The following is a 25,082-nucleotide window of genomic DNA, read 5'->3' as shown; positions in this document are numbered from 1 at the left end:
ATTAGCTATTGTTCATCACTCGCCGTAATGTCAACCAAAGCGACACCACCACTGACTAAATCACCTTGCTTGAAGAAGCACTCTGCTACGATGCCATCATATGGGGCTTTAATACTGTGTTCCATTTTCATGGCTTCGACGATAATTAGCTGTTGCCCTTTCTTGACCCGCTCACCGATTTTAACTAGCAGTGCAACCACAGTTCCGTTCATTGGTGCGATAACCGAGTTGGCATGATCATCTTCACCAATTTCGCCTAAATCAGCCGCTTGAATCTGCGCAGTCAGCATCCCCTGTGGTGTAAATAAACTTATTTCAGCGTTATTAAACATGACGGGTAACTTTGCTTTCACCCCATTTAAGCTATATGACAGTGTGTCGCTAGTAATGATTCCAGACACCACGTGTTGCTTACCGTTGTTATCTAAAATCCATTGATTAGCGCTGTTCATTGTGGTGCTAACGGTATGGATTTTATCATTAATAACAAGCGCAATAGACTGTTGATGGACTAAGTTGCTGCGAAAACCGTCGTATATCCCCCACGGCGTATTCTCAAGGCTGTCCTCGCAATTTGCTCGTTCAGACAATAAGTAAGCCAGCGCAATAGCGGGTAAATAGGTATCGACCTCTACCATTGTTGCTGTGCTTATACTGTCGTTATGACGCTCAATAAAGTCAGTGGTTAATTGTGCTTGCTTAAAAGGCATTGAACCTGCAATTCTGCGCAGATAATCAATATTCGTTGTAACACCGCCAATCGCATAATGTTGTAAACAGGTTTCTAATCTGGATAACGCTTTTTCACGAGTTTCATCCCAAACAACTAATTTTGCGATCATCGGATCGTAATAAATAGATACCTCATCACCTTGCTCAACACCGGTGTCGATCCTTACCTTTGCGTTGGTTATTGGCGTTTTTAGCAGTTGCAATATACCAGTGGCTGGCAAGAAATCATTATTGGGGTCCTCTGCATAAATGCGAGCCTCAAAAGAATGACCTTGCATTACTAGTTGAGACTGAGTTTTTGGCAGCGTTTCATTATTTGCAACACGTATTTGCCATTCAACTAAATCTTCTCCGGTAATCATCTCAGTCACGGGATGCTCAACCTGTAGTCTCGTATTCATTTCCATAAAATAAAACCTGCCATCGGTATCGAGTAAAAACTCCACCGTGCCGGCGCCAGAATAATTGATAGCAAAGGCTGCCTTCAATGCTGCTTCACCCATACGGGCACGAAGTGCTTCAGACATATTCGGGGCAGGGGCTTCTTCGATGACTTTTTGATGGCGACGTTGAATTGAGCAATCGCGTTCGAATAAGTAAACACCGTTTTTATGATTATCACAAAAAACTTGGATTTCAACATGTCGCGGTTCAGTAAGATATTTTTCCACCAGCATTTTATCATCACTGAAACTCGACATTGCTTCGCGTTTTGCAGCAGCTAAAGCGTCATCAAATTCGGCTTCCGACCAAACTTGACGCATCCCTTTGCCGCCTCCACCTGCTGTGGCTTTTAGTAATACCGGATAACCCATTTCATTAGCACTTTGCTTAATTAAAGCTGGGTTTTGATCGTCACCGTGATAACCAGGCACTAACGGAACACCTGCTTGGTGCATTATTTGCTTGGCAGCTGATTTTGAACCCATCGCCTTTATGGCTTCGATAGTCGGGCCAATAAAAATAATACCTTGCTGTGCACAAGCTTCTGCAAATTGCGCGTTTTCAGATAAAAAGCCGTAGCCAGGGTGGATGGCATCGACGTTAAGTTCTTTGGCTTTTTGTAAAATCAAATCGCCGCGTAAATAACTATCTTTGGAGGGAGCGGGGCCGATGCAAATAGCCTCATCAGCTTGTTTTACATGTAATGAATTAGCATCAACCTCAGAATAAACGGCGACAGTTGATAGACCCATCATTTTTGCTGTTTTTATTACGCGGCAGGCAATTTCGCCTCGGTTAGCAATCAGTATTTTCTTGATCATGCTTTTTTCCAATTCGGTGCGCGCTTTTCTACAAACGCAGTTAACCCCTCTTGTCCTTCATCAGAGACGCGAACAGTGGCTATTAAATCGCTCGTTTCTTCAATAAGTTGCTGAACAATTGCTCTGCGGCTGATGTTATTGATAAGTGTTTTAGCAATCGCAACGGATCTTGGTCCATTTTTAAGAAGCGGTGAGACAATATTTTCTACACTAGAGTCGAGTTCTTCCTCACTAACAGCTTCGCTTAGCAAACCGATGCGCCTCGCTCTGCGCGAGGACATCACTTCCGCCGTCATAAAATAGCGCTTAGCTAATCGTGGCCCTATTGCCTCAATAACATAAGGACTGATCGTCGCGGGAACTAAACCCAGTTTAACTTCACTTAAACAAAATTTACTTAATTTGCTACCTATTGCAATATCACAACAAGCAACTAAACCCACTCCGCCGCCATATACAGCGCCTTGCACCTTAGCAATAGTCGGTTTATTTAGGTTATATAGCGAGCTAAAAAGCGTAGCTAGTTGGCCCGCATCTTTTTTATTTTGCGCATATGAATAACTGGCCATTTTTTTCATCCAGTTTACATCAGCACCGGCACAAAATGATTTGCCCGTTGCCGCGAGAACCATCACTCTGACATTATCATTCTGATGAATAGATTCAAATGCACTGATCAACTCAGCAATAACGGTATCGTCAAAAGCATTATGAATATGTGGACGATTGAGCGTGACGGTTGCAACGCCTCTGCCATCGATGTCTATTGTAATTGCTTGTTGCTCTGTCATCTTCTTCTCCATCTGTAAATCAGCTTCAGTTTGTTTTCACTATGTTGCCAGCATTGACTATTATAACTAACCCATGTGACTGTTCCATGTGATGGCCTTTTGTTATCACCTTTTATGATTGACTTACATTCTGAATACACCAAATTTAGTTTCTTCTATTTCTTTGTTCATAGATGCAGAAATAGCTAAGCCCAAAACACGTCTTGTGTCGGCAGGGTCAATAACACCATCGTCCCACAAACGCGCTGAAGCGTAATAAGGATGTCCCTGTTTTTCGTAGGTATCAATAACCGGCTTTTTGACTGCTTGGTCTTGCTCATCCGTCCACTCTTCACCGGCTCTTGCCGCTTGGTCTTTTTTCACTTGCGCTAACACGCCCGCTGCTTGCTCTCCACCCATAACCGAGATACGTGCATTTGGCCACATGAACAAAAACCGTGGATCATACGCGCGACCGCACATACCATAATTTCCAGCGCCAAAGCTACCCCCTATAAGAATGGTGAACTTAGGCACTTTAGCACACGCAACTGCAGTTACCATTTTTGCTCCGTGCTTGGCTATGCCGCCTGATTCGTATTGTTTTCCTACCATAAAGCCGGTAATATTTTGCAAAAATACGAGGGGTATTTTGCGTTGTGAGCACAGCTCTATGAAATGCGCCCCTTTCTGGGCTGATTCTGCAAATAAAATGCCGTTGTTGGCCACAATACCAACGTTAAAGCCCTCTATGCGAGCAAAACCACAAATCAGCGTTGTCCCATATAGCGCTTTAAACTCATGCAATTCAGAAGCATCTACGATGCGAGCAATTACTTCCCTGGCGTCATAGGTTTTTTTACTGTCCTTGGGGATTACGCCATATATTTCACGAATATCATAAAGTGGCGCAACCGCTGGCTTTTTATCGGCAATGGTTGGTCGTTTTCGATTTAAACGAGCCACCGCGTCACGTGCTATTTGTAGGGCATGAAGGTCATTATTGGCGAGATGATCGACTACCCCCGAGGTTCGACAATGCACATCACCACCGCCGAGTTCTTCAGCGGTGACAACTTCACCTGTCGCTGCCTGCACAAGTGGCGGGCCGCCTAAAAATATAGTGCCTTGTTCGCGCACAATAATTGATTCATCAGCCATTGCCGGCACATATGCTCCACCCGCGGTGCATGAACCCATAACCACCGCTATTTGCGGGATATTTTGTGCTGACAGATTGGCTTGATTGAAGAATATTCGTCCAAAGTGTTCTCTATCTGGAAAAACATCGTCCTGACGTGGTAGGTTTGCACCACCAGAATCAACGAGATAAATACAGGGGAGATTGTTTTGTTCAGCAATCGTTTGTGCGCGTAAATGCTTCTTAACCGTCAGTGGATAATAAGTACCGCCTTTTACTGTTGCATCATTTGCGACAATAATACACTCAACACCAGAGACTCTGCCAATACCCGCAATAACACCAGCGCAGGGAACATAATCGTCATATACTTCCCACGCAGCTAATTGTGATATTTCCAAAAATGCGCTGTTGTTGTCAATCAATGCGTTAATCCGGTCTCTGGGCAGCAGCTTACCGCGATCCGTGTGTCGTTTGCAGGCTTTTTCACCGCCACCTTCGGCTAGTTGGCTAACAAGGCGATGTAAGTCGTCTACTTGCATTTGCATGTGCGCTGCGTTTTCAGAGAACGCTTGGCTATTGATGTTTATCTTAGTTGTAATTTTGGGCACTGATGCACCTCGTATAATGGCATTGTAAGGCAAATTTGATATTGTCATGTAAGGTGGTTGTCCATGAGTCACCTTATTGTATTTCTCGTGCTATGTAGATTCTTTAAACAGCTCTCTACCAATCAACATACGACGAATCTCGCTGGTGCCTGCGCCAATTTCATAGAGTTTGGCATCACGTAAAAGACGTCCTGTTGAATAGTCGTTAATATAGCCATTTCCACCTAATAACTGAATCGCATCTAAGGCCATTTTGGTTGCTAACTCGGCACTATATAAAATAGCACCAGCGGCGTCTTTACGCGCCGTTTCACCGCGGTCACATGAACGAGCAACGGCATAAACATAAGCGCGAGCAGCGTTCATTTGAGTGTACATATCAGCCACTTTACCTTGTACCAATTGGAATTCACCAATAGATTTTCCAAATTGCTTACGGTCATGGATATAAGGCACAACAATATCCATACACGCTTGCATAATACCCAGCGGTCCGCCAGATAAAACTAAACGCTCATAATCAAGACCGCTCATAAGCACCTTTACGCCACCACCAATTCCGCCAATAATATTTTCAGCGGGGACTTCGCAGTCTTGTAGAACTAACTCGCATGTATTTGAGGAGCGCATGCCAAGTTTGTCTAGCTTTTGGGCTTGAGTGAATCCCGGCGTTCCTTTTTCGACAATGAATGCAGTGATGCCGTTTGCACCTGCTGATACATCAGTTTTTGCATAGATAATGAAGACATGAGCATCAGGCCCATTGGTAATCCACATTTTGTTGCCGTTCAATATGAATTTATCGCCAACTTGGTCCGCTTTTAGTTTCATGCTGACAACATCTGAACCGGCATTAGGTTCGCTCATGGCCAATGCGCCAATATGTTCACCTGAGACCAACTTAGGCAAGTATTTTTCTTTTTGTGTTTGAGTCCCATTTTTTGCCAACTGATTCACACATAAATTTGAGTGTGCACCGTAGCTTAAGCCGATTCCGGCGGAAGCTCTTGAAATCTCTTCCATGGCGACAGTATGCGCAAGGTATCCCATGTCAGAACCACCAAACTCTTCGCTCACCGTGACACCTAATAAACCCATATCTCCGAATTTAGCCCAAAGATGGTTTGGGAACATATTGTCTTCATCGGCTTTTTGAGCGAGTGGAGCAATTTCACTTTGCGCGAAATTGTAGACATGGTCTCGCAGCATATCGATGTCTTCACCAAGACCGAAGTTTAGCGTTGGGTAGGGCGCATTCATAGGTTATTACCTCTTTGCAATTCAGTTAATTCGTCTTTACAACGCGCTTCCACGTCGTCCAGTTCAATCATGAGCATTTGTATATCATTTAGTTGTTGATTTAACACTGCTCGTTTTTGTTCAGTTATTGCCAGCATTGTTTTAAGCTGTGGGGCACTATTTAAGTTGGTATCATATAAATCAAAAAGTGTTTTGATTTCTGCTAATGAAAAGCCTAACCTCTTACCGCGAAGGATTAATTTAAGTCGAACCTTATCTTTTAAATGATATATTCGGCTTTGTCCTTGCCGCTCAGGAACTAATAATTCTTGCTCTTCGTAAAAACGGATAGAACGGGCTGTAATATCAAACAACCTAGACAGCTCGCCAATTGAATATTGCTGTTCCTGAGTCACAAGTTTTCCTTTTTATATTCTTAAACTTTACGTTTACGTAAAGCTGAGTTAACGTAAAGGTAAACTAAAGCTTTATACAGATCAACAAGATTCAATCGAAAGCTGGTTTATTACTAAAGTCCGCTTTTAAACGACCTAAGGTAATGTATAGTTAATTAATGGGTTATTTTATCAACCATAGGAAAAGTGTAATGAGTGATTCAATTGTAATAGTTGCGGCAAAACGGACACCAATGGGCGGTTTTATGGGGGCTTTGTCAGCAGTTACATCGACAGAGCTAGGAGCAACGGCGATTACTGCCGCTATCAACGGAATTGATTCCGGCGACATTGATGAAGTCATCATGGGTTGTGTTTTACCTGCTGGTTTAGGCCAAGCACCGGCTCGTCAAGCGACACTGAGTGCGGGTTTACCAATGGCGGTGGGCGCTACAACAATAAATAAAGTCTGCGGCTCGGGTATGAAAGCGATTATGTTGGCGCATGATTTAATTCTTGCAGGCAGTGCTGAGGTAATTGTAGCAGGCGGTATGGAAAATATGAGCAGTGCTCCCTACTTATTGCCAAAAGCCAGAGCTGGATATCGTATGGGGCACGGTCAAATCATAGATCACATGATGCTAGATGGGCTTGAAAATGCTTACGACGGCAAAGCGATGGGATGCTTTGCTCAGGATACCGCTGATTCTGAGAGTATTACGCGCGAGCAAATGGACGAATTTGCGGTTAGTTCATTATTGAAGGCCAACACAGCGATTGCAGATGGCACGTTTGTTGATGAAATTGCGCCGGTTACGGTCCAATCTCGCAAAGGCGATATCACTGTTGACACCGATGAAGGTCCTGGTAACGCCAAACCTGAAAAAATACCATCATTAAGGCCTGCTTTTACGAAGGACGGCACAGTGACGGCTGCAAACTCTAGTTCAATATCAGATGGTGCTGCAGCATTAGTAATTATGTCTGCGTCTAAAGCCTCTGCTTTGGGTTTAACACCATTAGCAAAAATTGTTGCACACGCAACTAATGCCATTAAGCCTGAAGATTTCACCGTTGCGCCGGTTGGTGCTATAGAAAAAGTGTTTGTCAAAGCGGGTTGGACAAAAGACGATGTTGATTTGTTCGAAATTAATGAAGCCTTCGCCATGGTTACGATGTTGGCTATCACAAAATTGGGTTTAGACGCCAGCAAAGTTAATGTTAAAGGTGGTGCATGCGCATTGGGTCATCCAATAGGTGCATCGGGCGCTCGTATTGTGGTTACTTTGTTACATGCACTAAAACAACGCGGCCTCAAAAAAGGAATTGCTGCTTTGTGTATTGGCGGTGGCGAAGGGACTGCATTAGCTGTTGAAATGCTTTAAGAAAGAGCGATAACGCTGAGTTAAGAAAATAAAAAAGGCATCTGTAAAGTGATGCCTTTTTTTACGCCTCAATTAAGCAGAGGAGTGTATTGCCATTTTCCATCGACAAGGCTAACAACAGATTTAAAATATTCTTTTTCAGATCGCCAACTGCGCTTATTCATTTTTATTGACACTCCATGAAACATTTCTTTGTACGCAACAACTTTAGCATTTTTTTCATACTCAATTTTAGCTTGACGCATTTCAGCCTCAACGCCTTCCAACCAATTTAAAAGGTGTTTTTCTGACTCAAAAACAGAATCCATTTTATTGAGTTGCATGACGAGCGCATTGGGAACATGTTTTGAATGTAATTCACGCAATTTGACTCCGTGGTCAAAGTTGTTTTCCCGTAACTGTTTCAATGCAGTTAAAACTGCCTCATAGCGGGTATTTAATACGTTAACACCGTCACTAAAATCAATTGTTAATGCACTGCCTGATATAGCGCCAACGGTTCCTGCATAGAGTGTTGAACCACATTGGACAGTGCTAGCAAATATGCTCCCCATAGGCTTGTCAGGATCACCTATAGTTATCGTTCCTCCACACTTGACTCTTGAGTAAGCGAGTTGTTTGCGCACATTCAAATTTTTACTTGTTACAATATCCAAGCCTTGCCCGTGCTGCACAAATACGCTGCCTTTTGCATGCAATTTGCAATCTTCTTCGTTCATTTTCCCCATAGCACCTTCAGTGATAATAATATCGCCTCCCGATCTAATGGTAGCTGACTCTACAAATCCGTTTATAATAACGTCGCCTTTCGCAATAACCTGCATACTCTCAGTTACATCGCCATTGACAATAACCGCCCCAGCATAGTTTATATTGCCAGTTCCAACATTGACTCCTTTTGTTTGAAAGGTGTCGTCTACATTCATGATTTCATTTTCAAATTTGGGCTGACCGGTGACCGTCGCTATAACTAGATTTTCATCGTCAAGACTAATACTGGTGTTAGCACCTAATTTTATTTCTTTCCATTCACCTACATTCGGTTTTAAAGGAGAACCTGTTACCGTATAACCAACTCGACCTTTGCTTGGCGCACTCCTTTGGGCTACCACGGTGTTCGCTGAGACACATAAAATATCGCCCAAGTTGCGCATATCAACCTTGTTGTTATCTGCGTCCTGGGGTTGCAATATCCTATCTATTGCGTTGGGATAAAGTGATTTTAAGATGGACGCTTTTCCGTCTCTGGCAGTGAGTCCTCTGGCGATAATATCTGTAAACGCAATGCCGCTATTAGCCTCTGTTGCCTGAAAAATCAGATTGTTAATTCTTTTTTTACTAATGCCTTTTTTGACTCCCTCTTTATGCAAAAGAGCAACAATATCATTATACGAAGCGACATTGCCTGCAAAAGGTGATTCGATGGTGATCTCAGCATACATCTGGTCAGTGGCAATATTAATGCTTATTTTAGCATCTTTCATTTCACCAATGACTTGGGTCTTTTCCTCTAAGCTATTGGCTGCTTTCGCAGCGTTACTCAGCGTACACAAGGAGGCGATACCATCTGCTAAAATAAAAAACTTTTTGTAGTCTGATGATTGAATTAATGTATCTATCGATTTGGGTTGCAGTAAGCCCTCGACCAACAATGGGTCGACCGTAGCCAACAGTTGTCGTGCGGCTTTATTTACGGTTAATGTTACACCTTTCATATTGCTTTTTTCCACACCTATTCAAGTCATAATTACGACGTTAGGATAACCTTCGTTGTTTTAGCAGTAATCCCAATCTTTTACAATTGTTCTATATAACGAGTCACTGTCGACAGTAGGTTTATTTTCTTAACATCGTCCGCGTGTTTCTCAGCAAGCTCTTCGATTTCCATCTGACATTCGGCAATTGAGAGGCAGGTTTTTTTGTTATCAGTGGTAAACCTTGCCTTTCGATGGGCCTGCCATTTATCTAATTCTGACTGATCTAAGGTATTTAAAAAGTTTCTGGCTCTGTAGCGCATGAGCTGTTCAGCATAGAGCGCGTTAGGTGCTTTGTCTTGCCAAACGGCTAGCTGTTCAGGGGCAGCCATTTTAACCTCTGTCATCCACTGTTTATCGGCGGAAGAAGCGAAACCTCTAGTATAAAGCGATGCATCGATATCAACTTCAGTATATTGTCTATTTTCGTCGTCAAAAACGGCAGACAGCTTTTCAGTAATATCAACGATCCCCTTAACAAATTCATGATTTTTTAAACAGGTTTGTCTGCTAATAGTTAGCCTTTTTGCATGTTCTGGTGTCAGAGTTTTTGCGGGTGCAACAAATGGTGATTTGTTTATATGTAACAGCTTTATGCCGGGCTTTTTGACACCGGCTGGAAGGTCATCTTGTTTGGTATAAACTATTTCTTTTAAATCTAAGGGATTCATGTTTTCAATAGCAGACAAGTCGGTAGATAGATCGACGCAAATAATTGCATTCTTATTTGTTGGGTGCATTGCTATGGGCATGAACCAACTACAACAACCCTGTGCTGCGGGCAACATTCCGCTAATGTGCAAAAAAGGCTTTTGACTGGCAATATCAATGTTTTGCATTACTGTGTTTTTATTACGTAGTGAAAAGTAGAAATCAAATAGTTTAGGCTGGCTCGCTTTTATTAACTGAGCAAATGCAATGGTTGCTTTTACGTCTGACACGGCATCGTGAGCAGATTCATGAGCGATCCCGTTGGCTGCGGTGAGATGCTCTAACTTAAATGACGGAAAACCAGTCTCATTTAATGGCCATTTAATTCCTTCAGGACGCAATGCATAACAAGCTCTTGCAAGATCAATAATATCCCAACGACTATTACCATTCTTCCACTCCCGTTCATAAGGGTCGTAGAAATTTCTGTAGCGGAGAAATCGAGTGACCTCATCGTCAAACCGAATACTGTTATAACCAACAACACAGGTATCTGGTTTGTCCATTACCTGCGCAACTTTGGCGGCAAACTCGGCTTCGAGAAAGCCGTCTCTTAGGCTCTGTTGCGGGGTAATACCGGTCACTAAACAAGCAACAGGGTTGGGCACATAGTCATTGGGGATCTGACAAAAGTAACTGACTGGATTTCCAATAATATTGAGCTCTAAGTCTGTTCTAATTGCTGCAAACTGACAAGGGAAGTCGTGTTTAGGGTCAACCCCCCAAGTTTCATAATCGTGCCAAAGTAACGTTGGCCCTGAATACTTAGCGTAGTCATCTTGGTTTTTTTTCTTAACTGACATATCTACTAATATATCTTTAAAGATCTCTTTCACTGAAGATGAGGACATGTTTTTAGTTGTAGACTTGTGTTTATGAGTTTATTTATTGCACTTTATCATGCTTAAACAAACATTAAACCTGACCCTAGGTAATTTTTATTTTTAAACGTCATTATGTCGCTATTTACTGTATGAATTTACGCAATATTTTGCACTTACTAATGCCCAGTTAGAGTGTTTTTTTCAGTAAATATAGGCTTACTTTTTTACCCGATATATTATGAACTTACATTGTTTTGTTATGTTAACTAATTGATATTAATCGCTTTTAACCGATATTATGAAATCTGTTGTTTTTGTTAGTTATTACTTTTAGACCCTAAATTTTTATTTTAATACTATTTCTTTCTAAGAGGGACATGCTCAATTTGATGATATCATTTTATAGCTAGTGTAGGCAGCACTTGCGGTTTTGAAATACTTTTTAGCATAAAAATAACGCACATTTAGCTTGTTTAGTTATATAGCAAGTCGCTGACTTAGCGCTATACTGTGTACTATCACCTATAGCTAGGAAGCCATCATGCGTGAAGTAATAAAAATGGAGTCTGACTTGTCGTTTGGCAATGCAGATAATGGACTGTCTCAGGCAGACGCTTACTTATATCCCGGAATTGTGCCCTTTTTCTCAATTAGGAAGTTGCGGGTTATTTATAATGAGCTAAGTGATACAAGTAATTTTGAGTACCATTCATTTGATGCGTTTAAGCACCAAGTAATGTCATCTGCAGCGCCGCATCTGGAATTAAATAAATGGCAAGCAATCGCGTCGCGCCGATAATAAAAAATCAGCAGACGTTAAATAACATTTGGTTATTTTAGCGTTTGCTTTAATTCAACACAGGGCACTCTGTATGCGCTGCTTCCTACGTGGCTATTTATGCTGGTGAATAGCCAATAACAATCAGTTCTGTTAACCTTATGGTATTCGAATAAGCGGCATTGACATGCTGCCCATACTCATCCTCTAAAAAATAAAAATGAACTCTATTAAGTGCTTACTGTATATAACCCATGCAATTTAAATTAAATAATGCACTTGAAAAGTGCTTACTCAAAGATCGTTTCCCGTTACGACGACAATATCAAAAGCTTGAACAGTTACCCGATAGCGACGACAAATTGTCAGCACTTGAACGGTTTCTTTTGCGCGTCGATCAATCCCAGCTTGCGAGAAAAGGGCGAGAAGACGCAGTCCCTATTATCGAATATCCAGACTTACCAGTCTCAGATAAACGCGATGACATAAAGCATGCGATTGATAACAACCAAGTTGTCATCATTGCAGGCGAAACAGGATCAGGTAAAACCACTCAAATTCCTAAGATGTGCCTAGAACTAGGACGTGGCATAGACGGTTTTATTGGTCACACACAGCCAAGACGTTTAGCGGCAAGAAGTGTTGCCAATCGTATTGCAGAAGAATTGAATTCTGAACTTGGTAAAGAAGTCGGTTTTAAGGTCCGTTTTAGCGACAACGTAAGTGAAAATAGTCATATAAAATTGATGACTGACGGTATTTTGTTGGCTGAAATCCAGCAAGATAGGTACCTCAATCAATACGATACTATTATTATTGATGAAGCTCATGAGAGAAGTTTAAATATTGATTTCTTACTCGGTTACTTCAAGCAATTATTAGTAAAACGTAGAGATCTCAAACTGATTATTACCTCAGCGACAATTGATCCTGAGCGTTTCTCTAAGCACTTTTTTGACGCTCCCATTATCGTGGTGAGTGGGCGTACTTATCCAGTTGAAATTAGATACCAAGAACCACCGAGCTCTGGAGAAAGTGATTCAGAAGAAGTTCAAGACCAAACGACGGCGATATGCGAGGCTGTCGATGAGCTTTTCCGCGAAAAGCCGGGTGATATTCTTATATTCTTAAGTGGTGAGAGAGATATAAGAGACACACAAGATGCACTGCTAAAACGTCAATATCGGAATACTGAAATTGTGCCGCTGTACGCGAGGTTATCAGCGTCTGAACAAAATAGAATTTTTCAAGCGCACAACGGCCGACGAATAGTACTTGCCACTAACGTGGCTGAAACCTCTTTGACTGTTCCTGGCATTAAGTATGTTATTGACCCTGGGTTGGCAAGGATGTCGCGTTATAGCCATAAAAGCAAAGTGCAACGCCTGCCTATTGAAGCTATTTCTCAAGCGTCTGCAAATCAGCGGGCAGGCCGCTGTGGACGAGTATCGGATGGTATTTGTATCAGACTCTATTCCGAGCAAGATTACTTGTCACGCCCAGAGTTTACTGACCCCGAAATAATTCGAACCCATCTATCATCGGTCATATTGCAGATGTTAGCGCTCGGACTGGGCGAAGTCAGCCAATTTCCATTTATTCAGCCCCCAGATAGTAAAAATATCAACGATGGTATGAAACTCCTAGAAGAGCTTCAGGCTATTGAGCGAAAAAATAATGGTTATGTGTTAACGCCATTAGGACGCAAAATTGCGCGATTGCCGGTCGACCCGAGATACGCCAAAATGGTGGTTGAGGCTGGCGAGCGAGACTGTGCCAAAGAAATCATGATTATTACTGCTGGTTTGAGTATTCAAGATCCCCGAGAGCGTCCGCAAGATAAGAAACAAATAGCGGATGAAAAACATGCTGAATTTGCAGATACAGATTCGGATTTTGTGTCTTTGTTGAATTTATGGAATGTATTTTCGAGTCATCAGAAAACCCTAACCAACAGCCAGCTAAGAAAATGGTGCAAGCAGTCTTTCGTGCATTATTTAAGGATGCGTGAGTGGCAAGATATTGTCAGTCAGATGAAGAAATCGCTCGTCGAAATTGGCTATCGGTTGAATAGCACCGAACCTAGCTACGAGACAATTCATACTGTTATGGCGACAGGTTTGCTCTCTCAGGTGGGGTTTAAAGATAAGAACCGTGAGTACCTTGGTTCTCGAAATACGCGATTTATGATTTTTCCTGGGTCAGGATTAAGTAAATCTAATCCAACGTGGCTGATTGCGTCTGAGTTAGTTGAAACGTCAAAGTTGTTCGCCAGAAATGTTGCCAAAATTGATCCTAAATGGCTCGAGCCAATCAGTCAGCATCTGGCAAATAAGCAATATTCAGAGCCACATTGGAGCAAAAAGAAAGGGGCAGTGCAGGCTTACGTAAATGTCAATCTATTCGGCCTGCCAATAGTATCAAAACGCGTGGTAAATTATTCACAAATTGACCCTGTTGTGTGTCGAGATATATTCATTCGTGAGGCCTTGGTGAATGGTCAAACAATCTTAAATTATGCTTTTTTACGAAAAAATCAGGCATTAATTGAGGAGGTAGAGACCTTAGAGCATAAATCTCGTCGTCGCGACTTATTGATCGATGAAGATGATTTGTGTGATTTTTATAGCGAAAAATTACCGACTGATATTTGCAATGACGCCCAGTTTAAAAAATGGTGGCAAATTGCGACCAATAAAACGCCGGACTTGCTTGATTTTTCTATTCAGGTGCTACTTAGAAAAGATGCGTCTAGTATTAGCAAAGTTGCTTTTCCTGATGAATGGAGACAAGGCAATTTGCGATTGCCTTTAACTTATGTTTTTGAGCCTAATGCGCAGAATGACGGTGTTAATCTGGAAATTCCTTTACCCATTTTAAACCAGCTCGCTGATATCGGTTTTGACTGGCTAGTGCCTGGGTTCCAGCATGAGTTGATTGTATCTCTGATCAAATCGCTACCTAAGAAATTGAGGCGGAATTTTGTACCCGCTCCGGATTTTGCAAACGCTTGTTTAGCCGAAATTCAACCATTAGATAAAAACGGTGCGCCACAAAGCATGGTGCATGCGCTGGCAACCAAATTACATAAAATAGCGGGTGTGCGAATAACAACCGCTGACTTTGCTGATGCAGAATTACCCAATCATCTACAGTTCAACTTTGTTGTCGTAGATGACCAAGGACGTGTGTTGAGCTCAGCCAAGAACTTGTCAACAGTGCAAGATGAGTTAAAAGGAAAGGTAAAACAAACACTGGAATCTGTCGCGACCCCTGAACTTGAGCGCCAAAACATAGAGACTTGGGATTTTGAGAGTTTGCCAAAATCATTTGAGCAGAAGCATGCAGGTTTCGAAATCAAAGCATACCCAGCGCTGGTTAAAAAATCCAACAACGTGGATATCATACTTTTTGATAATCAACAAGAAGCTGAAATTTCGCATCGCCTCGGTGTGTACCAGTTAATTAAAAATACGGTGCCCTCGCCGTTAAAATACTTGCAACAAAAGCTACCTAATAAAGCCAAGCTTAGTTTATATTTTAATCCCTTTGGACAAGTAAATATTTTAATTGATGATATTATATTGGCATCAATTGACCACCTCGTTAGGGAGTTCGAGAAGGAAAGAGCGCAACAAATAAGAGATAAAGCTGACTTTGATAAAGTGTGCGAAATTGTACGCGAAAATATTAATCATTTAGCCCTCCAAATAGCCCAAAAAATTGAAAAAGGGCTAACGGTTGCTCATCATATTCAAAAGCAATGCAAGGGTAGTATTCCTCTTAACATATTGACCAATATTGGTGCCATAAAAAGCCAACTTAACTTACTTGTATATAAAGGTTTCGTGTTTGATTTTGGTTACCACAGACTAGACGATTGGAATCGGTATGTGATGGCGCTCAGTCAGCGTTTTGATAAATTAAAAGTGGATACAAATCGTGACAGGCTAAACCAACTTGACGTAGACAAAGCCGTCGCTAAGTATCAAGAGGCCATTACGAAGATTCAAAAAAGTGGCGCAGATGTTGATTCGATGAATGAAGTGAAATGGATGATTGAAGAGTTTAAAGTTTCCTTATTCGCACAACAGCTTGGCACTAGCATGCCAATATCGCTGAAGCGGATCAGTAATCGTTTGAGCGAACTGTAGGCTATTTGTTGACATATCGTCGCCAGCACAATATAAATACTGCTACTGTTTTTAGAGTCATGATGTCTGGAGCAATGAATGATAGCATATGATGATAAGCGTAATTTTTATAGAATGATGGTTAACTCGCCCTGTGAACTCGCATTATTAGGCGACCCCGCGCAACGGACCATGCAGGCAATATGCAAAGACATTAGTGCAACTGGCATGTCTCTTGAAATAGAGCAGCCTACAATGGACATAGGCGCGTTGCTGGTTGTGTCTATCGAGTCAAATAGTGATCAGGTGCCATCACTCATCGCAAAAGCTAAAGTGCTAAGATGTACAGCTGAAACTGAAAATAGTTGCTTGTTGGGCGTTGAAATTATTGAGATAAAATAAGGAGCGTAAAGCACTCCTTGTATGGTCCTAATTTATACCTTGCATACTAATCCCTTCAGATAGTACCCCTCTGGGAAATTGCCGCTAACAGGGTGGTCTTCGCTTTGTGCAAGTCTTTGTACAAAGAATACGTCACGCTGAGCATCTAATGCAGCGTCAGCTACGATTTTTTGGAACAAGTCTTGTGGCATTAAACCCGAACAGCTAAACGTCAGTAGAGTTCCGTTCTCGTTGAGTAGTGACAGTGCCAGTCGATTTATGTCTTTGTAACCGCGAGATGCTTTATTCAGATTGTGTTTACTACTAACAAATTTTGGCGGATCTAGCACGATAACATCAAACGTTGTACCGGCCTCCTTATATTCTCTAAGCAGTTCAAATACATCACGTTTTAGATGAGTTACTTTATTTTCATCTAAGCCGTTTATGTGCACGTTTTTAACACTGAGTGTCAGCGCTGATTGAGATGCGTCAACGTTAATAATTTGAGTAGCACCAGCTGCAAGTGCATATAAACCGAAAGTGCCTGTAAAACTAAAGCAATTAAGTACCGTCTTGCCAGCACAATAGGAGGCTGCAATACGTCTATTTTCTCGTTGATCTAGGTAAAATCCTGTCTTGTGTCCGTTAATTAAATCGACACAAATTTTAAGCCCGTTTTCTTCAATAATAACTGAATCAGGGAGTTCGCCATGCAGTGTTTGCACTAATGGTGCTAAGCCTTCTTTTTTGCGCACATCGACATCGCTTCTTTCATGCACTATGGCGTCTGGATATAATTGCAATACAGCCCACAGGATCTTACTTCGATGCTTTTCAGCGCCAGCACTGAGTAGTTGCACAACTATAATATTGACATAAACATCAATAGTAATGCCGGGTAAACCGTCAGCCTCAGCAGCTATAAGACGAAAGGCATTGGTCTTATGTTTGTTTAAAATCTCTTGCTTTCTGGCCAACGCTTGTTCAAGTTTACGTTTAAAAAAGGCATTATCAATAACTTCTGATTTCGTAAACGACCACACTCTGGCTCGAATCTGTGATTCAGGTGAATAGGCAGCTTTAGCAAGCCAAGTGCCGTCGCTGGCCAAAATGTCAACAGTATCTCCTGAGCGGATGACACCCTCTGTTTTTTCTATGGCGCCTTCAAAAATCCAAGGGTGGCGACGTAACATTGACTTTTCACGTTCTATTTTTAATGTAATGGATGTCATTCGATACCTTTTTCATATTCGTGATCGGGCACTAAATCTGATGATGAAGCAGCATCACGAGCCAAATCATCAACTTCTTCGTTTTCAGGATGGCCAGAATGTGCTTTGACCCAATGCCAATTCACATCGTGCTTATTTACCGCGTCGTCGAGTTGTTGCCATAAATCTGCATTTTTGACGGCCTTTCTATCTTTTGTTCGCCAGCCATTTTTTTTCCAGTTGTGGATCCACAGACTAATGCCATTTTTTACATATTGGCTATCTGTATACAGATCGACATTGCAGGTTTCTGTTAAACTATTAAATGCAGCTATCGGCGCAAGCAACTCCATTCGGTTGTTGGTGGTTAGTTTAAATCCTTTAGATAATCTTTTTTTGTGCTCTTTAAATATCAACAAGGCGCCGTAACCACCGGGTCCAGGATTTCCCAAGCAGGATCCATCGGTGTAAATGCTAAGTTTTTTCATTTTTATACTGAATTCTGATTGTCTGGTGTAAGTAGGCCGAAGTATACTAGTCAGCATGATAATTAAAAGAAGTTTTGTATGCGCCAAATAGTTTTAGATACAGAAACCACTGGTATCAACCCCAAAGAAGGTCATCGCATCATTGAGATTGGTTGTGTTGAAATGGTAAATCGAAAACTGACGGGGAACACCTATCACGTCTATGTCAATCCGCATCGTGACATTGAAGAAGAAGCGATAGCGGTGCACGGCATTACGAATGAGTTTTTAAAAGATAAGCCTGCTTTTAAACAAATAGCTCAGGAATTCATCGATTTTATAAAAGGCGCTGAATTAATAATCCACAACGCGCCATTTGATATAGGCTTTATGGACAATGAATTTGCGTTAAACAATAGCTCGATTAAAAAAACCAGACAAATTTGTACGGTTTTAGATACCTTAGCACTAGCTAGAGAAATGCGCCCGGGTCAAAAAAACAACTTAAATGCATTATGTCGAGTGTATGGTGTAGATAATACACATCGTACTCATCACGGTGCATTGTTAGATTCGGAAATTTTAGCTGAAGTGTACCTATGGATGACCGGCGGCCAAACTGCAATGAGTTGGGCGCACGAATCGGAAGGGGCCGATCCTCAAAATAAAAATGCACCAAGATCAGTTAATTTAGAAGGTGTCTTAAAGGTTGTTAAGGCCTCTGCCGATGAACTTAGTAATCACGAGGCATACTTAGACAAAATTGAAAAACAATCTCAAGAAGTGGTTTGGCGTAGCTAACCCACATAACAGAATTCTCCATTGTAGCGCGCATGCGGTTTTGCTGTTTGCGGGCCTGTGCATGTTTGTATCGAAAACTCACGCACAAGAAGACGCATTCCCCGAACGTGACTTATTACTACAAAACCCCGTGAAAGAAGCACCATCACTTAAAAGAGATACACCACCGATTGTGTCGCTGGGGACCGATTTTCAAAACAGTGTGCTGTTATTAAATAATCGGTTTAGAGTTGACAGTGATGTTGATGAAGTCACCATGGTTTTTTTCAGAGACAGGGGGTCTGCCCCTGTTGTTTTAGTGCGCCCTGATGGTTCAAAGCTTTTTATTGAGAATGACGAAGAAGACCCCAATGTGCAATGGTACGAAACGCAAACGTACGACATGATTACCATAAAAAAACCAATGCCAGGGCCTTGGCAAGCAGTCGGTCAAGTGCTTGAAGGCAGCAAAGTCATGGTAATTGCTGATATTGTCTTGGATGCCCAGCCTATTCCTCGTCATATTTATTCAGGTGAAATAATCAAGCAAACCGCTGTGCTTAAAAATAACGGCAAGCAGGTGGATTTTTCACCTTTTCGGGATGTGGTTAGTTTAACTATCGATTTCGTTAGTAACAATAATCCAAATTATGAAAACTTTGGCTTGGGATCACGAACCATCGCTCGTTTCCAAGATAATGGCGAAGGCCTTGATGAAATCGCGGGTGATGGTGTTTTTACCGGTCAATTTAATCTCAGTATCCCCAGCGGCGAATGGCGTCCTACTTTTATTATTAGGACGCCAATGTATAATCGCGAACAAATCAATGAAACCGTTATATTACATCCAAATCCGATCTTTATTAACGTAAATGTCGATGAAACAAATGAAGCTGATCACGTCATTATGGTTGACACTGACGGTAAGCATATCAAACTCGATTCGTTGTTACTGGATGGCAAAGTAACGCATCCAAATGGTGATACCGACAATGTCACGATGACGGAAACTAACGATTTAGTAAAAGTGATTAAGGTGAAGAATAACGGTTTTGGTATTTATCGAATTAAACTGACCGCATTCGCTACAACTGCGGATGGCAGAGAGGTCATCATTAATGTGCCTGAACACACCTTCGTGACTATAGCGCCGCCTGAACCAGAACCAATACCAATACCAACGCTTGAACCTAGTGTGAATAACACCAGTTTAGAGCCTGTTCCGCGAATAGCAATGACCCCAGAAAAAGACACGTGGACGGCAACTGACACGGTGAGTTTCATTATTGCGATCAATTTATTTATATTGGTGTTTGGTGGTATTGGTATATTTTTAGTCTTGAATAAGCGTAAGTATCCGAATGACCATGTTATGTTGAGAAGCAAATTAGCCTACTTTACATTGATGGATAAGCTCAAAAATTTCAGCAGATCAAAGATGAAATCCGAAGCTGACGAATAAGTGTGCCATGTAAACTCATTGAAATCGTAATTAGTCTGTTTTTTCACCAAGCAAAAAATGATTTTAAAAAAGCAGTTGACTACCTAGGGGCGAAACCGTATTATCTGCGCCGCAATGCAGGGACAGGCTTCAGTATAATTCTGTAACTCATTGATTTAGCTTGTAAAAAGCGGAGTGGTAGTTCAGTTGGTTAGAATACCGGCCTGTCACGCCGGGGGTCGCGGGTTCGAGTCCCGTCCACTCCGCCAGTTACAAGTTTTATGACGCATTTTGCGGAGTGGTAGTTCAGTTGGTTAGAATACCGGCCTGTCACGCCGGGGGTCGCGGGTTCGAGTCCCGTCCACTCCGCCATTCGTCATGAAACAAGCTAAAAACATACCACTGCGGAGTGGTAGTTCAGTTGGTTAGAATACCGGCCTGTCACGCCGGGGGTCGCGGGTTCGAGTCCCGTCCACTCCGCCATTTATGTGTAGTTTCTTACAAATATTATGTATAAAAAATTCTTTCGAAACTTGTAGCAACTCCAGAAGTATGTAAACTATTAGCATCTATTTATTATCTAATCTCAACTGATGCTATCTCCTCTATTTAAATGTGAAAATATCTGTAAACAATACACAGATGCTAGCAACACCTTGCAAATTCTCAATAACGTCAACTTTTCCATTAAGGCTGGTGAAAAAGTCGCCATTTTAGGTGCTTCAGGTTCAGGTAAGAGCACGCTGCTGCATATATTGGGTACGTTAGATAACCCGGATTCCGGCGACGTTTTTTACAATGATCAAAGTCTTTTTAGTAAGTCAAAAAAGCAGCAGGCGTTGTTTCGTAATGCTGAACTCGGTTTTGTATATCAATTTCATCATCTGTTGCCAGAATTTAGTGCAGCAGAGAACGTCGCCATGCCGCTATTTATTAAAGGTGATAATCACCAAAAGTCTTTGATAAAGGCAAAAGATTTGCTCGTTAAAGTAGGGTTGCAAGATAGACAAGAGCATCGCCCACATCAGTTATCTGGAGGAGAGAGGCAACGAGTGGCTATAGCAAGAGCGTTAATTAATCAACCTGCGATGATTTTTGCTGATGAACCCACTGGTAATCTTGATGACAAAAATACCGCATCTATTTATGAATTAATCAGTGATATAAATAAGGAATTCAAAACCTCATTTCTGTTAGTGACACATGATGTGCAGTTAGCTAAAAAAATGGACAGAATTATGTATCTTGAAAATGGACAATTACGGATGTTGGAAAAGGACTAATATGCGCTTTTCGTTAGCTTGGACATTTGCCAATAAGTTTAGGCAAAGTAAACAACAAAGTGGTTTTATTTCATTCGTTTCTGCATCCTCAACGGCAGGCATCGGCTTAGGCTGTTTCGTTTTAATATTATTACTCTCGGTCATGAATGGCTTTGAAAAAGAGTTGCGCGAGACACTTCTTTCTTATATTCCGCATGCTGAATTTATTGCAGTGAGTCCAGATGGTGTTTACTTAGACGATGACATAAAGGCCAAAGTGGCAGCTGATCCACGTGTACTTAATCTATATTCCTACACTAAAGCCTCAGGCCTGTTGCAAAACGGGAGTAAAATGAAGTCAGTCGAACTGCAAGGAGTCGATGATAATTATTTGCAGAGTAAAACAGCAATGAAGGTCCCTGTGGGCGCGTTTTCTGAAAATGAAAATGGCTTGTTTTTGGGCAAAGGAGTTGTTGAAAAGCTAGGCTTGGAGATAGGCGACAAGGTACAATTGTTACTTCCTTCGGCAACGCTAGATCTATCTTTTGCTGCCCCCAAAGTACTTTGGTTAACTGTATTAGGTGAAATTTCTTTAGGTGGAGAAGCAGACAATTTTGTTGGCATCATGAAAAAGCAAACACTTTCGTTTGCATTAAATGTAAAGCTTGGTGGCACCCATATAGAGTTTCAGTTAGCTGATCCATTCGCTGGGCGACAGTTAATAAGAGAATACGGTAATGACTTTAAACAAGCGGTTTATATGTCGGACTGGACAAGGACCAATGGTCATTTATATCAAGATATTCAATTAGTAAGAACGGTTGTTTACATCACATTGACATTGGTTATTTGTGTAGCTTGTTTCAATATTGTTTCATCACTTGTGATGTCAGTAAAAGAAAAGACAAGCGAAATTGCGATGTTGAAAACAATGGGGGCGCAGGATAATTTCATACGTACGATCTTTGTAATAAAAGGGATGATAAACGGGATCTATGGGGCCAGTATTGGCACATTTCTTGGGGTATTAGCAGCACTTTATTTAAATCAAATTACAGATTCGATTGAAGCACTATTTGGTTTTACCCTGTTAGCCGATGGCATTTACTTCATTAACTATTTACCTTCTGATTTGCAAGTTACCGACGTTGTCACTACTTACTTTGTGGCTGTCATTCTTTGTGTCATTGCCACTATTTATCCGGCATCAAAAGCCGCCAATATACAACCAGCCAGCGCACTGCAATAAAAACAAGTATATTGCTGACTTTTTTATGGTTGTAAGGGGAAACAAGCTCGCTTAGCCTTTTTTTATCCAAGCCGAGCACCAGCCTTCGGCAGCAACCAGTTTACCTGCGAAAAGGCTACATGGAGGCCACTGCGCTTGCTCTTCGCCTTGTATGTACGCGCAGTTTTTACAATATTCACCGTCAACTGCTGATTGGTGGACATATTTTAAAGCGACCGCAGTCGGATCGTCTAAGGTAATCTTTTCTTGTGCGTTAACGCGCAATGCGATTCCGCCTAAAGTAACACCAATTAACGTGCTACCCGTTAATTTTAAAAAAGCACGACGGTCAATTTTATTCATCTGATTTTTCTCACATAATTAACGAATATTTTTCGTAAGTATATTCTCAAATCGCCTTTGCAGATGTAAGTCTTAAGGATGAATATACCTACTCATATAGTAGGATTTTCAGACATGTCCTACTTGTATGATTCTGTCTAATCGAATTGAACATTAACGCAGGTTGTTTTAATTGGTATCCCATTTTCTAAGCTAGGCTAATATTAATTTTGTTTTAGCACTTTTTCTGCTTTGGTTGCACAATGAAACAATCCAAACAGTATTTTTGAATCCGATATACGAGCTGGCGCTAAATCCTTAGAATTTTGAAGCGGACGAAGACGTGTTTACCTTTGCTTGTTTAAACCCTCATTGTATTGATTTTGCAACTAGGTAAGTCAGAATATGCTAGGCCATGCTGAGCCAAGTATCGGAGGTTGATATCACTTCTATGTAACGTAATGTAGACCATTTACTCCATATTTGGATTCGTCATATATTCATGGTAAGGTATTAATTGCACACATGTATTCCCTTTAATACCATGGTGGCAGTTAACCTTGTATCGCAAATAAGTAAACAGAACTGGGCTTCGAGTAAGGCAAAGTGGGCATGACTATGAAGTCACTTTTATAATTTTTATGACAGAATAAGAATGACTCAATAGAGAATATAATATGCCTAATCACCAAGTCAACACTGAAAAAATCATACCCAAAGAAAGTATAAAAACTAAGTTGAATCGCTTGTACCCTCTATTTAGCGATCACGCTAACAAAGTGTACACAAATGCCGCTAAGGACCATTACTCTAGCGAAGACCTAGACAGACTTATCACCGAATTACGGGCGGGTAAAAGAGGCTTCTTTGAAGATAAGAATCATGACTTCACGGTTATTCAAAAGGGCGTCTTATGCCTCGCTGACATCAATACAAGTGTGGCGCAATTCGTATTTAATCAATACCCGTTTGTTGAATCGCACATAAAAAAAATAATTCAGAAATTTGAAGGAATGGAACGCAGCTCAGATAAGTCCCAGAGGGTCATGCGCTGTATTGTTAAACATTACGCGTTTGGAGAGAGGATTACGTTGGATTACAACGGGGAGTCTACGATTGGCTCGCCAAAAAACATTCTCATGACAGAGAAGCAAATATGCGACTATGTTGATTCGCTGCATTACCTTTATCATGGTAATTCCGAAAATTACTTGAAAAACTTGCTGTCCATTACTGACTCAGTTAAGAAGCAAAAGCAGTCCAAAAGTATGTGAATTACTAAAACTGTAGTTTGCAAGAAGGGCATCCGTCTTGTTTCTCCAGAAAAAGGCTTTGCTAATGAACCTTGTTAGCTCATCGCTGCCCTAGGTCCAAAGCACCATTGCTAATGTCAGTTAACTGTTATCAGCCCACATTACGTAAGATTCATCACGAACTGCTATTTGCAGCATCTTAATTAAAGGCAAAGCACGGTGATGGAGACTAACAGGAGTAACCTCCTCATTGTCATCTGCCGACAATTCCGGTTCGGTTACTCGCTTTGCTTCCTCCATTGCAGCCTCTAGAACTGCTAATGCAGCAGGAACATCTTCGGCAGTTAATGCACTGGGAATAGTTCCACTATGGCCCATCAATTTAATCAGATGAACCGCTATATCCCCAAACATCATTATATCGGCAGATGATCGACTGGAAAAGGTTACTAGCATGTTTATATCCTCATTTTTTATGGTTATATTCAATAACGTAAATTAATTTCAGCAATTGCTAAGTGAGGTCGGGCCAAATCTTTGACTACTCAAGTAGACTTATGGATGTATTTTTAAGAAAAGCGGATTGAATTTACTATTCACAGCTGTTTCCTAAAAAGAGTAGCATACCGCAAATAAACATTTCAATATAGCCGCCGCCCTTGAGTTACAAATTCAGCCCACTTGTTCCTTAATAGATGAGCTTCGCTCTAAAGTTAGCTAAGTAATTATGTTAATTTCAGGTGTCAAAGCGCCAACATTATTTGGTCTTTTTACGAATATTGCGGCTCGTCAGTTTACATTTAAAACTCTTGTACCATACTGTAAATGAGATAACGTTTTAGGAGCAAATAGAGTTATTATGAACACAACAGGATACGCAGCAAAAAGTGCGGGCTCAAAACTCACTGAGTTTTCTTTCGAGCGTCGCGATTTACGAGATAACGATGTAGAAATTGAAATTCTTTACTGTGGTGTG

Annotated in this window: 20 protein-coding genes, 3 tRNA genes and 1 pseudogene; 13 read left to right on the top strand and 11 right to left on the bottom strand. The window is 41.3% G+C overall.

The window, feature by feature from the left end; genetic code table 11:
* Window positions 1-5: 5 nt before the first annotated feature.
* From CXF81_RS07335 to CXF81_RS07315, 5 genes are all read right to left on the bottom strand, one after another.
* Complete coding sequence (locus CXF81_RS07335) at window positions 6-1,997, bottom strand: acetyl/propionyl/methylcrotonyl-CoA carboxylase subunit alpha (RefSeq protein WP_101180713.1); 1,992 nt, start codon at window positions 1,995-1,997, stop codon at window positions 6-8.
* Window positions 1,994-2,788, bottom strand: coding sequence for an enoyl-CoA hydratase/isomerase family protein (locus CXF81_RS07330; RefSeq protein ID WP_198556343.1), 795 nt, complete (start codon window positions 2,786-2,788; stop codon window positions 1,994-1,996). Before CXF81_RS07330 ends, CXF81_RS07335 begins: the two co-directional genes overlap by 4 nt.
* 123 nt (window positions 2,789-2,911) lie before the next feature.
* Window positions 2,912-4,519 carry a carboxyl transferase domain-containing protein gene (locus CXF81_RS07325; protein ID WP_101180848.1) on the bottom strand — a complete coding sequence of 536 codons (1,608 nt, stop codon included), beginning with the start codon at window positions 4,517-4,519 and terminating at the stop codon, window positions 2,912-2,914.
* 90 nt (window positions 4,520-4,609) lie between these two features.
* Window positions 4,610-5,779: an isovaleryl-CoA dehydrogenase gene (locus tag CXF81_RS07320; protein WP_101180711.1), complete on the bottom strand. Its 1,170-nt coding sequence runs from the start codon at window positions 5,777-5,779 to the stop codon at window positions 4,610-4,612.
* The gene (locus CXF81_RS07315) at window positions 5,776-6,174 is read right to left on the bottom strand and encodes a MerR family DNA-binding transcriptional regulator (protein WP_101180710.1); all 399 of its coding nucleotides are present in this window, start codon (window positions 6,172-6,174) and stop codon (window positions 5,776-5,778) included. The genes CXF81_RS07320 and CXF81_RS07315 overlap by 4 nt, the downstream gene beginning before the upstream one ends.
* 191 nt (window positions 6,175-6,365) lie before the next feature.
* Here CXF81_RS07315 and CXF81_RS07310 point away from each other — a divergent pair, with 191 nt between their 5' ends.
* Window positions 6,366-7,538 (top strand): acetyl-CoA C-acyltransferase, encoded by a 1,173-nt coding sequence (locus tag CXF81_RS07310; RefSeq protein ID WP_101180709.1) that lies wholly within the window; start codon window positions 6,366-6,368, stop codon window positions 7,536-7,538.
* Window positions 7,539-7,606: 68 nt separating this feature from the next.
* Here CXF81_RS07310 and CXF81_RS07305 read toward each other — a convergent pair whose 3' ends face one another.
* Both CXF81_RS07305 and sbcB read right to left on the bottom strand, forming a co-directional pair.
* A complete protein-coding gene (locus tag CXF81_RS07305) occupies window positions 7,607-9,253 on the bottom strand; it encodes a DUF342 domain-containing protein (RefSeq protein ID WP_101180708.1) in 1,647 nt (548 codons plus the stop codon).
* Between the two features lie 80 nt (window positions 9,254-9,333).
* Window positions 9,334-10,806 (bottom strand): exodeoxyribonuclease I, encoded by a 1,473-nt coding sequence (sbcB, locus tag CXF81_RS07300; RefSeq protein WP_232771831.1) that lies wholly within the window; start codon window positions 10,804-10,806, stop codon window positions 9,334-9,336.
* A gap of 562 nt (window positions 10,807-11,368) precedes the next feature.
* On the opposite strand from sbcB, the gene CXF81_RS07295 reads away from it, so the two are divergent.
* The 3 genes from CXF81_RS07295 (at window position 11,369) to CXF81_RS07285 (ending at window position 16,140) form a co-directional block, all read left to right on the top strand.
* Complete coding sequence (locus tag CXF81_RS07295) at window positions 11,369-11,626, top strand: hypothetical protein (RefSeq protein ID WP_101180706.1); 258 nt, start codon at window positions 11,369-11,371, stop codon at window positions 11,624-11,626.
* 233 nt (window positions 11,627-11,859) lie between these two features.
* On the top strand, window positions 11,860-15,759 hold the full coding sequence (gene hrpA, locus CXF81_RS07290; RefSeq protein WP_101180705.1) for an ATP-dependent RNA helicase HrpA: 3,900 nt from the start codon (window positions 11,860-11,862) through the stop codon (window positions 15,757-15,759).
* A 78-nt stretch (window positions 15,760-15,837) separates the two neighbouring features.
* Window positions 15,838-16,140: a PilZ domain-containing protein gene (locus tag CXF81_RS07285; RefSeq protein ID WP_101180704.1), complete on the top strand. Its 303-nt coding sequence runs from the start codon at window positions 15,838-15,840 to the stop codon at window positions 16,138-16,140.
* A gap of 32 nt (window positions 16,141-16,172) precedes the next feature.
* Here the strand turns inward: CXF81_RS07285 and CXF81_RS07280 are convergent, their stop codons facing one another.
* Both CXF81_RS07280 and rnhA read right to left on the bottom strand, forming a co-directional pair.
* Entirely contained in the window at window positions 16,173-17,354 is a 1,182-nt protein-coding gene (locus CXF81_RS07280) for a class I SAM-dependent rRNA methyltransferase (protein ID WP_101180703.1), read from the bottom strand.
* A complete protein-coding gene (gene rnhA, locus CXF81_RS07275; RefSeq protein WP_101180702.1) occupies window positions 17,351-17,821 on the bottom strand; it encodes a ribonuclease HI in 471 nt (156 codons plus the stop codon). Before rnhA ends, CXF81_RS07280 begins: the two co-directional genes overlap by 4 nt.
* A 78-nt stretch (window positions 17,822-17,899) precedes the next feature.
* On the opposite strand from rnhA, the gene dnaQ reads away from it, so the two are divergent.
* From dnaQ to CXF81_RS07240, 7 genes are all read left to right on the top strand, one after another.
* Window positions 17,900-18,601 (top strand): DNA polymerase III subunit epsilon, encoded by a 702-nt coding sequence (gene dnaQ / locus CXF81_RS07270; RefSeq protein ID WP_101180701.1) that lies wholly within the window; start codon window positions 17,900-17,902, stop codon window positions 18,599-18,601.
* A gap of 61 nt (window positions 18,602-18,662) precedes the next feature.
* Window positions 18,663-20,042, top strand: coding sequence for a TIGR03503 family protein (locus CXF81_RS07265; RefSeq protein WP_101180700.1), 1,380 nt, complete (start codon window positions 18,663-18,665; stop codon window positions 20,040-20,042).
* Between the two features lie 171 nt (window positions 20,043-20,213).
* Window positions 20,214-20,290 (top strand) — tRNA-Asp (locus CXF81_RS07260).
* 26 nt (window positions 20,291-20,316) lie between these two features.
* Window positions 20,317-20,393, top strand: a tRNA-Asp gene (locus CXF81_RS07255).
* Between the two features lie 34 nt (window positions 20,394-20,427).
* Window positions 20,428-20,504: transfer RNA gene (locus tag CXF81_RS07250), tRNA-Asp, on the top strand.
* Between the two features lie 110 nt (window positions 20,505-20,614).
* Window positions 20,615-21,304: a lipoprotein-releasing ABC transporter ATP-binding protein LolD gene (lolD, locus tag CXF81_RS07245; RefSeq protein ID WP_101180699.1), complete on the top strand. Its 690-nt coding sequence runs from the start codon at window positions 20,615-20,617 to the stop codon at window positions 21,302-21,304.
* A gap of 1 nt (window position 21,305) precedes the next feature.
* Window positions 21,306-22,532, top strand: a complete 1,227-nt coding sequence (locus CXF81_RS07240) for an FtsX-like permease family protein (protein WP_101180698.1) — start codon at window positions 21,306-21,308, stop codon at window positions 22,530-22,532.
* A 51-nt stretch (window positions 22,533-22,583) separates the two neighbouring features.
* Here CXF81_RS07240 and CXF81_RS07235 read toward each other — a convergent pair whose 3' ends face one another.
* Window positions 22,584-22,874, bottom strand: a complete 291-nt coding sequence (locus CXF81_RS07235) for a high-potential iron-sulfur protein (RefSeq protein WP_101180697.1) — start codon at window positions 22,872-22,874, stop codon at window positions 22,584-22,586.
* A 656-nt stretch (window positions 22,875-23,530) separates the two neighbouring features.
* Between CXF81_RS07235 and CXF81_RS07230 the strand changes: the two genes are divergently transcribed.
* Window positions 23,531-24,127 (top strand): hypothetical protein, encoded by a 597-nt coding sequence (locus CXF81_RS07230; RefSeq protein ID WP_101180696.1) that lies wholly within the window; start codon window positions 23,531-23,533, stop codon window positions 24,125-24,127.
* A gap of 120 nt (window positions 24,128-24,247) precedes the next feature.
* Here the strand turns inward: CXF81_RS07230 and CXF81_RS07225 are convergent, their stop codons facing one another.
* The gene (locus CXF81_RS07225; RefSeq protein ID WP_101180695.1) at window positions 24,248-24,562 is read right to left on the bottom strand and encodes a DUF1840 domain-containing protein; all 315 of its coding nucleotides are present in this window, start codon (window positions 24,560-24,562) and stop codon (window positions 24,248-24,250) included.
* A gap of 403 nt (window positions 24,563-24,965) precedes the next feature.
* Here CXF81_RS07225 and CXF81_RS07220 point away from each other — a divergent pair.
* Window positions 24,966-25,082 (top strand): annotated as a pseudogene (locus CXF81_RS07220) (NAD(P)-dependent alcohol dehydrogenase); the annotation flags it as partial.

It is taken from the genome of Glaciecola sp. 33A (assembly GCF_002836745.1).
Classification (GTDB): domain Bacteria; phylum Pseudomonadota; class Gammaproteobacteria; order Enterobacterales; family Alteromonadaceae; genus Glaciecola.
Note: the sequence above shows the minus strand (reverse complement) of the source record. Positions and strands in the feature narration are given on the sequence as shown.

What these genes read in the sequence shown, in the direction of transcription:
- lolD (WP_101180699.1), top strand. Translation starts at nt 20,615, where the DNA reads ATGCTATCTCCTCTATTTAAATGTGAAAATATCTGTAAACAATACACA.
- CXF81_RS07335 (WP_101180713.1), bottom strand. Translation starts at nt 1,997, where the DNA reads ATGATCAAGAAAATACTGATTGCTAACCGAGGCGAAATTGCCTGCCGC.
- CXF81_RS07225 (WP_101180695.1), bottom strand. Translation starts at nt 24,562, where the DNA reads ATGCTAGTAACCTTTTCCAGTCGATCATCTGCCGATATAATGATGTTT.
- CXF81_RS07240 (WP_101180698.1), top strand. Translation starts at nt 21,306, where the DNA reads ATGCGCTTTTCGTTAGCTTGGACATTTGCCAATAAGTTTAGGCAAAGT.
- CXF81_RS07265 (WP_101180700.1), top strand. Translation starts at nt 18,663, where the DNA reads ATGTTTGTATCGAAAACTCACGCACAAGAAGACGCATTCCCCGAACGT.
- CXF81_RS07235 (WP_101180697.1), bottom strand. Translation starts at nt 22,874, where the DNA reads ATGAATAAAATTGACCGTCGTGCTTTTTTAAAATTAACGGGTAGCACG.
- dnaQ (WP_101180701.1), top strand. Translation starts at nt 17,900, where the DNA reads ATGCGCCAAATAGTTTTAGATACAGAAACCACTGGTATCAACCCCAAA.
- CXF81_RS07310 (WP_101180709.1), top strand. Translation starts at nt 6,366, where the DNA reads ATGAGTGATTCAATTGTAATAGTTGCGGCAAAACGGACACCAATGGGC.
- CXF81_RS07295 (WP_101180706.1), top strand. Translation starts at nt 11,369, where the DNA reads ATGCGTGAAGTAATAAAAATGGAGTCTGACTTGTCGTTTGGCAATGCA.
- rnhA (WP_101180702.1), bottom strand. Translation starts at nt 17,821, where the DNA reads ATGAAAAAACTTAGCATTTACACCGATGGATCCTGCTTGGGAAATCCT.
- CXF81_RS07285 (WP_101180704.1), top strand. Translation starts at nt 15,838, where the DNA reads ATGATAGCATATGATGATAAGCGTAATTTTTATAGAATGATGGTTAAC.
- CXF81_RS07320 (WP_101180711.1), bottom strand. Translation starts at nt 5,779, where the DNA reads ATGAATGCGCCCTACCCAACGCTAAACTTCGGTCTTGGTGAAGACATC.
- CXF81_RS07280 (WP_101180703.1), bottom strand. Translation starts at nt 17,354, where the DNA reads ATGACATCCATTACATTAAAAATAGAACGTGAAAAGTCAATGTTACGT.
- CXF81_RS07230 (WP_101180696.1), top strand. Translation starts at nt 23,531, where the DNA reads ATGCCTAATCACCAAGTCAACACTGAAAAAATCATACCCAAAGAAAGT.
- CXF81_RS07305 (WP_101180708.1), bottom strand. Translation starts at nt 9,253, where the DNA reads ATGAAAGGTGTAACATTAACCGTAAATAAAGCCGCACGACAACTGTTG.
- sbcB (WP_232771831.1), bottom strand. Translation starts at nt 10,806, where the DNA reads ATGTCAGTTAAGAAAAAAAACCAAGATGACTACGCTAAGTATTCAGGG.
- hrpA (WP_101180705.1), top strand. Translation starts at nt 11,860, where the DNA reads ATGCAATTTAAATTAAATAATGCACTTGAAAAGTGCTTACTCAAAGAT.
- CXF81_RS07330 (WP_198556343.1), bottom strand. Translation starts at nt 2,788, where the DNA reads ATGACAGAGCAACAAGCAATTACAATAGACATCGATGGCAGAGGCGTT.